We start from the raw sequence: 13,594 nt of genomic DNA on the forward strand, positions 1-13,594 counted from the left end.
GGGCATGGACGCGCTCAGGCCGGCCGGGCTCACGCCCGGCCGGCCCTCGTGATGGAACGCCGCGTTCCAGGGCTCCCTCTTCCCCGAAACCCGGCTACGGAGAATTCAGCAATGCGCGCCCCCCACGCTCACGAAGCAGTCCGGGCTCGCGCCTTCCAGCAGGCCCGCCTTGGCCACGGCGGCGGTTGCGCGCACCTCGGTGACCGTGGCCGGGCCAAGGGTCCGCATGTCCGCCCCCAGAAGCTCCACTTCGGCACCGGGCGCCAGTCCGTGCCTGCTTCCCAGTCCGAATTCAAACTCCAGCCCCTCGGGCAGGCGCTTGAACTTGAAGACCTCGGCCATGCCCTCCTCCGCCAACCGTCGTTCCAGGGAAATGGAGAGCAGAAAGACCAGACCGAAGCAGGCCAGACCGAGGACGACCATGCCCCCGGCGAGAGGATAGGCCGTGACTCCGAGCAGACGTTCGGTGAAATAGGGCGAACCGGCCCGCAGGGCGGCCGCGTCCGAGTAGACCCGCACGGTGTAGCTCAGGGTGTTGATCTTGCCCGTGTCGTCGGGAGGAAAACTCAGAACCAGGGCATGATCTCCGGCGGCGAGGCCCGGTTCGGTCTCCACGGCCCCGGCGAAGAGTCGCCCGCCCATCATGTAGCCGGGCATGACCTGGTCCACGCGCAGCCGCACCCCGGGAGGGGCCGACTGCACGTAGACCTTGTCGGGCGAGTCCACGTACATGGGTACGTTGGCGGAGATGGGCAGGCTCTGCCCCGCGAGGCAGGGAAACACGCCCCTTTCCATCCGCAGTCCCGAAGTCAGGCCGTCCAGGGCGAAGAGCAGGGCCAGGGCCATGAGCAGGCCGCCGGCCAGCCCCACCCGCTTGCGCAACGCAAGCGTCCGAGCGGCCCGGCTCATTGTTCCGCCTGAGCCGGCTGCTTGCGGTCGCGCAGGACGCGTATGAGGATGATCGCCCCGACGATGGTCGGCAGAGCCAGAGGCAGGAACGCCTTCATGAACACCGGGGTCAGATCCCCGGGGTTCTTCGCGGCCACGGACATGGCGTAGCAGATTTCCGCGAGAACCAGGATGTCGGCCAGGATGACGATGATCTTTTGGCTCAACTTGAGGGAGTTGCGCTGTTCCATCGTTCTTCTCCGTTTTTTTTCCGGGGCTCCATCGACCCGTTTGGGACCGGCCCGCCTTGAGGGCGCGGGCCGATCCCGTGGGGGCGATGGGCCTGATGAACAGGCCCGGTAGGGGCTTACTTCTTGAAGATGTTCGTCTTGCTCACGTTCATGAACCGCAGGGCCTTGCCCTCTTCCTTATAGTAGATGCGCACGATGTCGCCCGAGTCCCAGGTGGACGCCGGCAGGGCCATGTACTCGTCCGGCAGGGCCAGGGTCACCAGGGTCTTCCAGCGGCTGGAGTAGACCGTGAGGGTCTTCTTGTCCTTGTCGATGATCGGGAACTTCTTGTCCACGACCCGGGCGTCGTCCTTGGACACGCCCTTCTGCTTGTCCAGGACCTGGAACTGCACGGTCTTCAGGGAGCCGGAAGCCTCATCGAAGTAGATGATCTTGTCGGTCTCCGGGTCCATGAGCATCCGCATGCCGGCCTTGGGCTCGGGCCCCATCTCCATGGGGTCCGCGGGCAGCGTGTAGACCACGGGCGGCAGCTTGTCGAAGACCTGGTTTTCCGTGCCATAGTGGTGCGCGCTCTCCAGCACCAGCGTCACGGACTTCTTTTCCTTGTCATACTTGATGACTTTGCCCTGGGCCACCTTGCCGTATTCGCTGTTGCAGCCTGCCACGGCGAAGGCCATCAGGGCCAGGATGGCGAGCCACGTTCTCTTCATGTTCATGTCATGTTCTCCTTGCTTCGTTGGCGCTACGCGACTTAGGCCTTGGCCTTCTTTTCCGCGATTTCCTTGGCCGCTCCCTTGACCATGCCGGTGGCGATGTAGAGAGCCATGACCGTGACCACGCCGAGCACCACCACGGTGGCCGCGCCGTTGCAGAGGGCCTTCAGGTTGGGCACCCAGCCGCCGATGAGCTTCAGCACGATGGAGGTGAGGCAGCCGATGACGGCCCAGCCGAAGGCGATGCGGATGCCGTAACCCTTGATGTACTTGGTCGCAACGGTGCCAATCTGAGCGCCGATGGCCGCGCCGCAGAGCATGATGACGGCGGCCACCAGCTCGGTGCGTCCCTTGTAGGTGAAGGTCGCCGCGCCGTAGAGGCCGGAGATCATGACTTCGAAGAGGTCGGTGCCGACGGCCACGTGGGTCGGGCAGCCCATGAGGTAGATGAGCGAGGGCATGCGGATAAGGCCGCCGCCGATGCCCAGGATGCCCGCCAGGAAGCCGGTGGCGAAGCTGATGAAGATCGGCAGCCACATGGAGCAGTAGATGCCGGAGACGTTCAGGTGGACCATGGGCGGAATCTTGATCTTGTGCAGGGTCTTGTGCCACTCGAGGCCCACGGCCTTATGGTCGATCTCCTTGCCCGCGGCCAGGGCGGCGCGGTCCTTGGCCTTGCGCTTGGCAACATCGCTGAAGACCATCCAGGTGATGAACAGCAGCAAGACCACGTAGAGCAGGCGCACGACCAGGTCGATGTTGCCGATGCGCTCCAGGCTCATGAGGATCTGGGCGCCCATTTCCATGCCCACGACCGTGCCGATGAGCATGATGAGGCCGAGCTTGTAGTCCACGTTGCCGAACTTGCCGTGCCGCATGGTCGAAATGAGGGACTTGCCGGCCATGTGGGCGATGTCGGTGCCCACGGCGAAGGCCATGGGAAAGCCCAGGATGTTCAGGCCGGGCGTGATCATCCACGCGCCGCCCATGCCGAAGAAGCCGCCGATGACGCCCATGCCGAGACCCAGGATGATGAGGCCCGGCCAAAAAAGTTTCACGCCCGCGATGGGCATGAGCATATACATCCATTCCATGACGATCCTCCGCGTTGAGTATCCGTTCCCGCTGTTCGTCGGCGCGGGACGCGATTAATGCTCCGCCACGTCGCGCTTGGTCAGGTCGATGCCGATGTGGTTCATGACCAGGTCCGTGAGCAGGCCCAGGATCATGCCCAAAACCGGGATGAGGACAATCGTCAGAATCGTGAACTGCAGGTGGCTTTCATTGTAGAGGTTGGACCACCAAGCCAGGATGCCGGTCAGATCCCGGGTGTCCGAGACGATGACGATCTGCGCGGCCTTTCCGCCGGCGGCCATCGCCGTGCCGCACAGGGCCAGCAACGCGGCCGGTACGGCCAGAAGGCTCTTCCATAATTTCCGCATACCGTTTCCTCCTTTCCATTCCGCCAAACAGTTTCGTGTGCCTCTGTCACTCTCCACAGCCGTTTCCGGCGCAGGCCGTCGGCCCTTCCGATGCGGCCCATGTGATCTGCGCGTCTTTTTACTAGCAACCCTTGTGCCAAATGGAACAATCTCGGTTGTACGACTTAATGCAATGTTTTAATTGAATAAAAATCGCGCATGCGGCTTTTGTCAGCCCTTGCGCGAACACCCCGGGCATGCTAATTGCGCAGAACGACCTCTGTTCAACCCCGCTGGGCTTGGCCCGGCGCATCGCGCGGGAGGCTTCCATGGCGGCCTTCGATCCCCTGCCCCAGGGCAACACGCTTTCCAGGTTCCGGCTCGGCCCCCTGCGGACCTGGCACCTCCAGCGCAAGCTCATGCTGGCCGTCATCCCCACGGTTGCCCTTCTGCTCATCATCTCGGGATATCTCGTGAACCTGGTGGCCGTGCGCTACATCAACACGGCCCTGGAACGGACCGTGAAGATCCAGGTTCTGCACATGGCCCACATCATGGAAATCGTTCTGAACCGGGCCAAGGAGGATCTCCTGGTCCTTTCCCGCGACCCCCTGGACGGGCCGAGCCTGCGGCGCTTTCTCCAGTCCAAGCGCGACTTCGGGGGCGGCCGCTACCGTGAACTGATCTTCTCCCCCGATGGCGGCGAGGAGATCGGTTTCGCGGACAATGACGCGGAGATCGTCCCCCTGCCCTCGAGCGCGGTCGAAAACGCCCGGCCGGTGCTGGCCGGGGTGGTGGAGAAGGCCCGAGAGATGGAGCCTGGGGCCGTCACCCTGTCGGACTTCGTGAGCATCACCTATCCGCGCATCGCCGGTCGGGAGGTCTTCGCCCCGAACACCGTGGTCCTGCGCATGGCCGCGCCGGTCTATGGACCAGACGGCAAGCGCCGGGGGGTGCTCGTCCTGTCCCTGGACGCCCGGCGCCTGCGCGACGTGCTCTCGCTCATCACCTCGCCCGCCTCGCCGCTGTTCGCCTTCCCGCGCACCTCGGAACGCCGCCTGGCCTATTTCTTCGACGAACGAGGCTGGATTCTCTTCCAATCCGAGAACATGGAGAGCGCGGACAAGTCCCTGACCACGGACAACGCCCGGGTGGGCTTCGAGGGAGACCACGGGAAATTCGGGCTGGACCAAGCCTTCCGGCCCTTCCCCGAGCACTCGGTCTACTGGGAGGCCGTGGCAGCCGTACAGAAGGGCGAGCGCGGCCTGTTCAACGTGGACGCCCGCTACGAGTCGACCCTGGACCTCACGGACCAGACCTTCATGGGCTTCGCCCCGCTGCGCTTCACAGAGCGCCCCGGCGGTCCCGCGCGCATCCTCGGCGGGGTCATCTTCGCCGACCGCAGCCGTCTGATCCTCAACGCCGAGATCCGCCAGTTCAACACCGTGGCCGCCATCGTGGTGATCTCCATGCTTCTGGTCACGGCGGTGATCTACGTTTTCGGCCGGGGAATCATGCAGCCCGTGCGCAAGCTGGCCAAGGCCGTCGACGAGGCCTTGGGCAAGCCCGAACTGCGCGAGATCCAGCTCCCGGACACCGACCGGGAGACCACGGCCCTGCGCCTGGCCGTGAACCGGCTCATCATGTCGCTCAAGACCCAGCACAACGAGTTGCGGCTCAAGGACGAGTTCCTCAAGAGCGTGCGCCAGAGGGAGAAGGTGGCCCTGGATTACGACGTGCAGGGAGACGACGAGCACGAGAAGTTCGTGGACATCCTCGGCCTGTCTCCGGCCATGAAGGCTCTCAAGACCCAGATCGTCAAGGCGGCCGCCGTGGACGCCGACGTTCTCGTGGTCGGGGAGACGGGCACGGGCAAGGAGCTCACGGCCAACGCCATCCACCACCAGAGCATGCGCCGCACCGGCCCCTTCGTGTCCATCAACTGCGGCTCCCTGGACGAGAACCTGCTCATGGACTCCCTTTTCGGCCACGTGAAGGGCGCGTTCACCGAGGCCAAGACCGACCGCAAGGGGGCCTTCCTGGCCGCGGACGGCGGAACGCTCTTCCTGGACGAGATCGGCACGGCCTCGCCCAAGGTCCAGCTGGCTCTGCTGCGCTCCCTTTCCTCCCGCGTCATCCAGCCCCTGGGCTGCGACCTGGAGATCCCCTTCAACACCCGGATCATCGCGGCCACCAACGCCGACCTGGAGGGGGCCGTGCGCGAGGGCTCGTTCCGCGAGGATCTGCTCTACCGGCTCAAGGTCATCACCATCCACACCCCGGCCCTGCGCAACCGGCCCATCGACATCCCGCTCCTGGCCAACTATTTCATGAACGAGGCGGCCGAGGCCATGAACAAGCCGGGGACCGGCCTTTCCCGGGGGGCGCTGGAGAAGCTCAAGTCCCATGCCTGGCCCGGCAACGTCCGTGAACTCAAGAACTGCATCACCCGGGCCGTGGCCATGACCGAGGACCAAGTGCTCCAGGCCGAGGAGCTGCTCTTCGAGATGCAGTCCTCCGAGCACCCCCTGGCCCAGCTCCGCGATTTCCGGGTCACTCCCGCACCCGGCGCGCCGCCCCCTCAGCCGCCGGCCGATGACGGACTCAACCCCCGCCAGGCCAAGGCCCTGCCGCGCATCCGGGAGCTGGGCCGCATCAGCCGGGCGGATTATGAGGAACTGGTCGGCGGCGTGGCCTCGCGCACGGCCCAGGGGGATCTGCAGGATCTCGTGACCAAGGGACTCCTGCGCAAAGAGGGCAAGGGCCCCGCAACGCGCTATCGTCCCGCATGACGCATGCAGCCTGCGCGATTTTTCGCGCGCGATGCGCGAATAAGCCGCCTTCTGCGCGACATTTCCATCGCGGAGCCGCCCCTCCCGGCCCAATAGGGGATCTCCGCCGGGCGAGCCTCTGACCAGGACTAGTGACAAGCTGCGGCAAACGCCGTATGATTGAAATCTCGGGACCGATCCCGGAAATCAGCACGGGGTTCGATCCACCGTATGTCGAAAAAATCCCATAATCCCATATCGTTGAAGCCAGAGAAGCTGCGCGCGCGGCTGACCCCCGAGCGTGTGCCCTGGGAAGACAGCCGGGCCATCCCCCGGCGCAACGGCCACGCCCTGTTCCAGCCCCGGGCGATCCAAGCCCTCGGCATGGCTCTGCGCATCCCCGCCCGGGAGTACAACGTCTACGTCTGCGGCGACGCCAACATGGGCCGGACGTACTTCATCCAGCATTTCCTGGCGCCGGAGGCGGCCAAGGCCCCGACCCCGCGTGACTGGGTCTATCTCTACAACTTCGACGACCCCGACCGGCCCGTGGCCGTGGGCCTGCCGGCCGGACGCGGCCGGGCCTTCAAGACGGCCATGACCAAGGCCATGAGCGCGGTGCGCGGGGACATCCCCAACCACTTCGACCAGGAGTCCTTCCACAAGCAGCGCGAAGGACTGGTCAAGTCCTACAACGAGAAACGCGAGGCCCTGTTCACCGAGATGGAGAACGAGGCCGGCCGCCAGAACTTCAGCCTGGCCATGGACGAGTCCGGGGCCCTGACCCTGACACCGGTGATCAACGGCAAGCCCATCGCGGACGACGAATACGAAGCCCTGGAGGCCGGGACGCGCAAGCGCCTCAAATCCCGGGGCGACGAGTTGCTCATCCGCATCAGCCGCTATCTCCGGCGCATGAGCCAGAACGAGCAGAATCTGCGCCGCGAGGAGACGGAACTGCAACGGGCCACGGCCAAGGCCGTGATCGAGGAGCACCTCGCGCCTGCGCGCGCGGGTTTCGGCGACGACCCGAAGCTGGCGCGCTATCTCGACGCCGTGGAGGCGGACATCCTCCAGAACGTGGACCTGTTCCTGCCGCGCGAACCGCAGACCCAACAGCAGAGCGCCCAGCTCCACGCCCACGCCCACGGCCAGGAGCCGCAGCCCGCGGACGACGTCTTCTACCGCTACGAGGTCAACCTCTTCGTGGACAACAGCCGGCAGCAGGGCGCGCCGGTGGTCATCGAAAACCACCCCACCCCCTTCAACCTGCTGGGCAGCATCGAGCGCGAGGCCGAGATGGGCGCGCTCTACACCGACTTCACCCTCATCCGCGCCGGGGCCGTGCACCGCGCCAACCAGGGATTCCTGATCCTGAACATGGAAGACCTGCTGGCCTATCCCGCCTCCTGGGAAGGGCTGCTGCGGGCCCTGCGCCTGGGCGTCTCGCGCATCGAGGATCCCGTGGACCCCGAGCAGGTCCGGGCGCGGACCATCGAGCCCGAGCCCATCCCCCTGAACCTGAAGATCCTCCTGGTGGGCACGGACGAGACCTACGAGCAACTGCTCTACAGCGACGACCGCTTCCAGAAGTACTTCAAGCTGAAGGCCCATCTCCAGCCCACCGCGCCGCGCACGGCCCAGAACATCCGTAATTATCTCTACACCCTGGGCCGCATCGTGCGCGAGGCGGACCTGCCGCCGTTCTCCCGCGACGCCCTGGCCGGGCTGGTGGACCAGGCCGGACGCCTGGCCGAGGACCAGAAGAAACTCTCCCTGGCCTTCCCCCTGGTGCGCGAGCGGATGATCGAGGCCGCGGCCATCGCCCGCATGCGCGGCGACGAGGTGGTTTCGGCCGGGCACTTGGCCGAGGCCGTGGCGGCCCGCGACTTCCGCGCCAACCTCTTCGAAGAGGAGTTCATGGCCGACTACGACCGGGAGGTCATCAAGGTGGCCACCGGCGGCTCGGCCGTGGGCCGGGCCAACGGCCTTTCCGTGACCCTCTTCGGCGACTATGAATTCGGGCTGCCGCACCAGATTTCCTGCACCGTGGGCGTGGGCCACGGCGGCATCCTGGACCTGGAGCGCGAGGCCCAGCTCGGCGGCCCCATCCACACCAAGGGCATGATGATCATCAAGAGCTACCTGCTCGGGCTCTTCGCCGTGGACAAGCCCCTCGTGCTCAGCGGCAACCTCTGCTTCGAGCAGAGCTACGCGGGCATCGAGGGCGACTCGGCCTCGGGCGCGGAGCTGGCGGCCCTGCTCTCGGCCCTTTCGGGAGCGCCCATCGACCTGTCCTACGCCTTCACCGGCGCGGTGAGCCAGTCCGGCGCGATCATGGCCGTCGGCGGAGTCAACCGCAAAATCGAAGGATTCTTCGAGGTCTGCCGCCGCCGGGGCCTCACCGGCAGACAGGGCGTGATCCTGCCCGCGGACAACGTGGTCAATCTCATGCTCAAGGACGAGATCCTGGACGCCGTGGGCAATGGCCTGTTCCACATCCATCCCGTGCGTTCCATCGAGGAGGCCCTCCACCTGCTCACCGGCGTGCCCGCCGGACGACGCGGCAAGGGCGGCCGCTTCCCCAAGGGTTCGCTCTACGACATGGTGGACCGGCGGCTGGCGGAGCTGTGCCGCCTGGCGCGCAAGGCCGACAGGCCCGGGAGGTAGACGTGTCCAAGACCTGGATCAGGACCAAGCTGCCGGAATTCGTGCGCGACGTGTTCCGCGGCTTCTGCCTGGCCAGCCGCCAGCTCTCCGGCCAGTTCCAACGCTTCGACGAGGAGCGCGAGGTGAGCTACGAGGTCCTGCGCGACCTGCTCGGCTCGGAGATGAGCAAAGGCCTGCTCTGGCGCCTCAAGGACACCGCCCACCACGTCTTCCGCAACGACCCCGAGTGTCCGGTGGAAGGCCGCTTCCTGGACTGGGGCCTGGGCTACATCTTTCACGAGACCATCAAGCTTCTGGAAGACACCTACCAGAAGACGAACTACGCGCCCTGGTTCCGGGAAATGCGCGACAGTTCCGATCTGCATCAGGCGGCCAAGGACATCGCCGGGGAGCTTTTCCAGGTTCTGCACCAGACCGAGGAAAGCATGGACCGGGAGATCGGCCGCATCCGATTCATCATGGCCAAGTGCCGGCAGCTGCTCCCCATATACCTTGCAAGGCACAGGGGAAACATGCTACTGGCCCGTCTCCTCGTCGCCCAGAACGAGCTGGTGCGCGAGGTTTTTGCGGAAGAGTATCGGGATCTCATTGCGGGCATATATGGCAATCAACCGGAATTGATGTACATTCTGGCAAGCCAGAGCCTGCGGCAGGGGGGCTGGATGGAGGAGGCCGAGGCGGCCGTGGCCGAGGCGCTCCACCTGAATCCCGCCGAGAGATTGGTATTGCAGGAGAAAAAAATTATTGATAACTAGAGAGCCCGGTACAAATCTTGACTTTGCAACGGAGAGGTATACCCTGGGTTTTCAAATGAGGAGGCATGTTGGTATGAAAAAGCTCGTTTTGCTGGCCGTTATCGTCAGCCTGACCTTCGCTTGGGGCTGCGCCAAAAAGGTGAAGTCCCAGCCGGAGCCGGCTCCCGTCAAGCAGGAAAAGGTTCTCTCGCCCATGGAACTCTATGAGCAGGAGTACCGGAAACTGCCCACTTCCCACACCGTCGTGAAGGGCGAGTGCCTGTGGTGGATCTCCGAGTACAAGCAGATCTACAACGACCCCTTCATGTGGCCCCTGATCTACAAGGCCAACCGCGCCCAGATCAAGAAGAGCCCGAACCTCATCTACCCCGGCCAGAATTTCGCCATTCCGCGCGACTTCTCGCTGGACGATGCGAAGGCTGCCCGCCACATGGCCGGCAAGTCCAAGAAGCGCTCTGATCCCGCCGCCACCGCCGTGCTGCCCCCGGCTCTCCGCAGCCAGCTCGGTTACGGCTTCTAAGACAGACGCCTGACGATCCGATAAGAAAAGGCGCCCTGCCGGCAACGGCAAGGCGCCTTTTTGATTGCCCGCCCCGCGCGTTCCGCCGGACGCGTTGACTCTCCCGCGCGCTCTGCTATGTTGTCACATAACCACCCTGGAGCGCTCATGAAACTTCCAGCCTGGCTCTCCTCCACCACGTCCAAGCTCGTCCTGCTCATCGCCCTGGTCCTGCTGGCGGGCTCTCTGGGCTTCACCTATTTCGAGCGCGAGGGCCGGGGCGAGGACGTCTTCACCGCCCTCTGGTGGACGGTGGTGACCCTGACCACTGTGGGCTACGGCGACGTGGTCCCGCTGACCACCGGCGGACGCGTCACCGGTTTCCTGGTCATGGTCTGCGGCATCGGACTGGTCTCCACCCTGACCGGCAATCTCGCCTCCCTCCTGGTGGACCGCAAGGTCCGCAAACGCAAAGGACTGCTCGCGGTGAAAAAGGTCGGCCACATCGTCGTCATGGGCTGGAACGGCTTCGCCCTGAACCTGGTCAAGAACCTCGGCGAGGCCGGGCTGCTCAAGGAGCGCGGCCTGGTGCTGGTCAACGCCCTGCCCCAGGACGCCCGCGACCAGATCGCCTACCAGCTCGACCTGGGCGACAACCTCGAATTCGTCTTCGGCAACATCATCCAGGAGAGCGTGGTCCATCGGGCCCGTCCCGAAGCCGCCAAGGTCATCTATCTCCTCTCCCAGGAGAACATGGAGGCCAAGGACGCCGATCAGCAGACCCTCTACGCCGCCCTGGCCGTGCGGGAACAGACCAAGGACGTGCCGCTCTACTGCGAGGTGGTCCTGCCCGAAAACCGCAAGCATCTCCTGCGCGCCGGGGCCACCGAGACGCTCATCCGGGGCGAAATCGCCAGTCGCGTCCTGGGCCTCATGGGCAGCAACCAGTCGGTCTGGGCCTTTCTCCAGACCCTGCTGGGGATGCGCGGGGACAACGTTCTGGACTTCCGCCCCCTCAACGCCGAGGAGAAGGCCGGTTCCTGGCGCGGGCTTGCCGACTCCATGCGCCGCGCCGACGGCTGCCTGCCCCTGGCACTGTGCCAGTTCTCACGCGCCCTGTCCTTGGGCGACATCCTGGACGAGGGACAGGCCCTGGACAAGTTCATCCTGGAGCTGTTCCAGAACTCCGGCCGCGACACCCGCCTGGGCAGCCAAGGTCCGGGCGTGCGCGTGAACCCGCCGGACGACGAACCCCTGGCCGCCTATGACGCGGTCCTCTTCCTCAAGCCCGGAGCCGCGCAATGACAGACAGCCTGGACTGGAGCAAGATCGCACTGTTCGATGGTTTTTCCGAGGAATGGCTCACGCGGGCGCGGGGCATCTTCGACCGCCTGGACGTCCCGGCGGGAACCCTGCTCATCGAGGAGGGCCAGAGCGGAGACGAGATGTACATCCTCGTCCAGGGCCGGGTGCGGGTGACCAAGTCCATGCTTCTCAAGGACATGTCCCTGCCCCTGGCGGTGGTTGAGAACCCCCGCAAGGTTCTGGCCACCCTGGACGGCAGCCGCTTCCCCCTGTTCGGGGAGATCGCCCTCATCGACCGCGACACCCGCTCGGCCACGGTGACGGTGCTGGAGGACTCCCAGTTCCTGCGCACCGACCGTGAGCGCTTCTTCGATCTCATGGAGAGCGAGCCGGCACTGGCCGCACGCCTGTTGCTCATCCTGGCCAAGCGCTTCGCGGCCACAATCCGCAAGGGCAACACCGAACTGGTCAAGCTCTCCACGGCCCTGGCTCTGGCTCTCTCGCGCGGTTCCTGATTTCCGCGCGGACTTTGCCTTTTGCCCTCCTCCGGGCTAGGATCAAGCCGGAGCATCACGGAGACCCGCCATGAGGATCGCCGTCATCGCCGGGTATTCGCCCGCCCTGACCAATTTCCACGGGCCGCTGCTGGCGGCCATGCGTGCGCGCGGCCACGAGGTCACGGCCCTGGCCCCGGACGACAGCCCCGCCGCGCGCGGCGCCCTGCGGCGAATGGGCGTGGCCTTCGTGCCCGTGTCCCTGAGCCGGGCCGGGCTCAATCCCCTGGCCGACCTGGCCTTCCTGCGCGAACTCACGGGCTGGCTGCGCCGTCTGGCCCCGGACGTGGTCCTCTCGCTCATGGTCAAGCCCGTGATCTGGGGCTCCCTGGCGGCGCGGCTGGCCCGCGTGCCCGCGATCCACGCCCTCATCCCCGGCCTGGGCCGGGCCTTCGGCCTGGAGGGCGAACACCTTCCGCCGGGCCGCAAACTCCTGAACCTGCTCGTGCGCGGGCTCTACCGTCTGGCCCTGCCGCGTTGCCGCGGCGTGCTCTTCCTCAATCCCGACGACCGCGACCTGTTCCGCGCCCTAGGCCTGCTGCGGCCGGAGCAGGCCTCCATCGTGGTGCCCGGCGCGGGGGTGGACCTGACGCGCTTCTCCCCGGCCGACCCAGTGCTGCCCGATCCCGTCGAGGGCGGGCCGGTGTTCCTGACCATGACCCGCCTGCTCCTGGACAAGGGCCTGCCGGAATTCGTCGAGGCCGCCCGGCTCCTCAAGACCCGCTACCCGGCCGCCGAGTTCCGGGTGCTCGGCGCGCCCGAGCCCGGCCCGGGCGGAGTGCCCGCCGAACGGCTGCGGGCCTGGGCCGAGGAAGGCGCGGTGCGTGTGCTGGAGCCGGTGGCCGACGTGCGGCCGGAGCTGCGCCGGGCCTCGGTCTGCGTCCTGGCCTCGGCCTATCGCGAGGGCCTGCCGCGCTCCCTGCTGGAGGCCATGAGCATGAGCCGACCGATCATCGCCAGCGACACCCCCGGCTGTCGTGAGACCGTGATTCCCGGCCGCAACGGCTTCCTCGTGCCGCCACGCGATCCCCAGGCCCTGGCCCAGGCCATGGAGCGTTTCATCCTCGACCCGGAACTCATCGCGGAGATGGGGGCGGAGAGCCGCCTCCTGGCCGAGCGGCGTTTCGGCTCCGAAGAGGTCAATGCCCGTATCCTCGACTTCCTGGGGCTTGCGTGAAGCGTCTTCTGGACGTGATCCTCTCGGCCCTGCTCCTGGCGATACTCTCGCCGTTCCTGGCCGCCACGGCCCTGGCCGTGCGTCTGAATCTCGGGCCGGGCGTGCTCTTCCGCCAGAAGCGGCCGGGGCTCGGCGGCAGGCCCTTCACCCTGCTCAAGTTCCGCACCATGCGCCCCGGCCACGGCCCGGACGCCGAACGTCTGACCCGCCTGGGCCGTTTTCTGCGGCGCGCCTCCCTGGACGAGCTGCCCGAACTCTGGAACGTGCTGCGCGGGGACATGAGCATGGTGGGCCCCCGCCCTCTGCTCATGCGCTACCTGCCGCTCTACACCCCGCGTCAGGCCCGGCGCATGGAGGTTCCGCCCGGGATCACGGGCTGGGCCCAAATCAACGGCCGCAACGCCCAGACCTGGGAGGAACGCTTCGAACTGGACCTCTGGTACGTGGAACACCGCTCCACGGCGCTGGACCTGCGCATCCTGGCCCGCACGGTCTGGACCGTGCTCTCGGGCCGGGGCGTGAGCGCGCCGGGAGAGGCCACCATGCCGGAGTTCAGGGGCTCGGCCCGGCACGATGAAAACAGCTAGGCC

The 13,594-nt window shown here is 66.1% G+C and carries 13 protein-coding genes; 8 read left to right on the top strand and 5 right to left on the bottom strand.

Going from position 1 to position 13,594, the window contains the following annotated elements; genetic code table 11:
- Positions 1–105: 105 nt before the first annotated feature.
- The 5 genes from H587_RS19720 to H587_RS0110760 all read right to left on the bottom strand — a co-directional run bounded on the left by H587_RS19720 (position 106) and on the right by H587_RS0110760 (position 3,294).
- On the bottom strand, positions 106–909 hold the full coding sequence (locus H587_RS19720) for a hypothetical protein (protein ID WP_156904524.1): 804 nt from the start codon (positions 907–909) through the stop codon (positions 106–108).
- Positions 906–1,139: a hypothetical protein gene (locus tag H587_RS0110745; RefSeq protein ID WP_027176273.1), complete on the bottom strand. Its 234-nt coding sequence runs from the start codon at positions 1,137–1,139 to the stop codon at positions 906–908. Before H587_RS0110745 ends, H587_RS19720 begins: the two co-directional genes overlap by 4 nt.
- 116 nt (positions 1,140–1,255) lie before the next feature.
- The gene (locus H587_RS0110750; protein ID WP_027176274.1) at positions 1,256–1,855 is read right to left on the bottom strand and encodes a DUF4881 domain-containing protein; all 600 of its coding nucleotides are present in this window, start codon (positions 1,853–1,855) and stop codon (positions 1,256–1,258) included.
- Between the two features lie 35 nt (positions 1,856–1,890).
- Entirely contained in the window at positions 1,891–2,946 is a 1,056-nt protein-coding gene (locus tag H587_RS0110755; protein ID WP_027176275.1) for a sulfite exporter TauE/SafE family protein, read from the bottom strand.
- Between the two features lie 54 nt (positions 2,947–3,000).
- Complete coding sequence (locus tag H587_RS0110760) at positions 3,001–3,294, bottom strand: DVU0150 family protein (RefSeq protein ID WP_027176276.1); 294 nt, start codon at positions 3,292–3,294, stop codon at positions 3,001–3,003.
- 236 nt (positions 3,295–3,530) lie between these two features.
- Between H587_RS0110760 and H587_RS0110765 the strand changes: the two genes are divergently transcribed.
- The 8 genes from H587_RS0110765 to H587_RS0110800 all read left to right on the top strand — a co-directional run bounded on the left by H587_RS0110765 (position 3,531) and on the right by H587_RS0110800 (position 13,591).
- Positions 3,531–6,065 (top strand): sigma 54-interacting transcriptional regulator, encoded by a 2,535-nt coding sequence (locus H587_RS0110765; protein ID WP_156904525.1) that lies wholly within the window; start codon positions 3,531–3,533, stop codon positions 6,063–6,065.
- A 210-nt stretch (positions 6,066–6,275) separates the two neighbouring features.
- On the top strand, positions 6,276–8,714 hold the full coding sequence (locus H587_RS0110770; protein ID WP_027176278.1) for a Lon protease family protein: 2,439 nt from the start codon (positions 6,276–6,278) through the stop codon (positions 8,712–8,714).
- A 2-nt stretch (positions 8,715–8,716) separates the two neighbouring features.
- Entirely contained in the window at positions 8,717–9,469 is a 753-nt protein-coding gene (locus tag H587_RS0110775) for a hypothetical protein (RefSeq protein ID WP_027176279.1), read from the top strand.
- 73 nt (positions 9,470–9,542) lie between these two features.
- Positions 9,543–9,989 (top strand): LysM peptidoglycan-binding domain-containing protein, encoded by a 447-nt coding sequence (locus H587_RS0110780; RefSeq protein WP_027176280.1) that lies wholly within the window; start codon positions 9,543–9,545, stop codon positions 9,987–9,989.
- Positions 9,990–10,136: 147 nt separating this feature from the next.
- The gene (locus H587_RS18265) at positions 10,137–11,273 is read left to right on the top strand and encodes a potassium channel family protein (protein WP_051202681.1); all 1,137 of its coding nucleotides are present in this window, start codon (positions 10,137–10,139) and stop codon (positions 11,271–11,273) included.
- A complete protein-coding gene (locus H587_RS0110790; protein ID WP_027176281.1) occupies positions 11,270–11,788 on the top strand; it encodes a cyclic nucleotide-binding domain-containing protein in 519 nt (172 codons plus the stop codon). The genes H587_RS18265 and H587_RS0110790 overlap by 4 nt, the downstream gene beginning before the upstream one ends.
- Before the next feature lie 70 nt (positions 11,789–11,858).
- Positions 11,859–13,004 (top strand): glycosyltransferase family 4 protein, encoded by a 1,146-nt coding sequence (locus H587_RS0110795; protein WP_027176282.1) that lies wholly within the window; start codon positions 11,859–11,861, stop codon positions 13,002–13,004.
- Positions 13,001–13,591, top strand: coding sequence for a sugar transferase (locus tag H587_RS0110800; protein ID WP_027176283.1), 591 nt, complete (start codon positions 13,001–13,003; stop codon positions 13,589–13,591). Before H587_RS0110795 ends, H587_RS0110800 begins: the two co-directional genes overlap by 4 nt.
- Positions 13,592–13,594: the final 3 nt, after the last annotated feature.

This window comes from Desulfovibrio aminophilus DSM 12254 (assembly GCF_000422565.1).
Lineage (GTDB): Bacteria > Desulfobacterota > Desulfovibrionia > Desulfovibrionales > Desulfovibrionaceae > Aminidesulfovibrio > Aminidesulfovibrio aminophilus.

Coding starts and splice junctions, on each gene's coding strand:
- H587_RS0110755 (WP_027176275.1), bottom strand. CDS start 2,946: ATGGAATGGATGTATATGCTCATGCCCATCGCGGGCGTGAAACTTTTT.
- H587_RS0110770 (WP_027176278.1), top strand. CDS start 6,276: ATGTCGAAAAAATCCCATAATCCCATATCGTTGAAGCCAGAGAAGCTG.
- H587_RS19720 (WP_156904524.1), bottom strand. CDS start 909: ATGAGCCGGGCCGCTCGGACGCTTGCGTTGCGCAAGCGGGTGGGGCTG.
- H587_RS0110780 (WP_027176280.1), top strand. CDS start 9,543: ATGAAAAAGCTCGTTTTGCTGGCCGTTATCGTCAGCCTGACCTTCGCT.
- H587_RS0110795 (WP_027176282.1), top strand. CDS start 11,859: ATGAGGATCGCCGTCATCGCCGGGTATTCGCCCGCCCTGACCAATTTC.
- H587_RS18265 (WP_051202681.1), top strand. CDS start 10,137: ATGAAACTTCCAGCCTGGCTCTCCTCCACCACGTCCAAGCTCGTCCTG.
- H587_RS0110760 (WP_027176276.1), bottom strand. CDS start 3,294: ATGCGGAAATTATGGAAGAGCCTTCTGGCCGTACCGGCCGCGTTGCTG.
- H587_RS0110750 (WP_027176274.1), bottom strand. CDS start 1,855: ATGAACATGAAGAGAACGTGGCTCGCCATCCTGGCCCTGATGGCCTTC.
- H587_RS0110765 (WP_156904525.1), top strand. CDS start 3,531: ATGCTAATTGCGCAGAACGACCTCTGTTCAACCCCGCTGGGCTTGGCC.
- H587_RS0110745 (WP_027176273.1), bottom strand. CDS start 1,139: ATGGAACAGCGCAACTCCCTCAAGTTGAGCCAAAAGATCATCGTCATC.
- H587_RS0110790 (WP_027176281.1), top strand. CDS start 11,270: ATGACAGACAGCCTGGACTGGAGCAAGATCGCACTGTTCGATGGTTTT.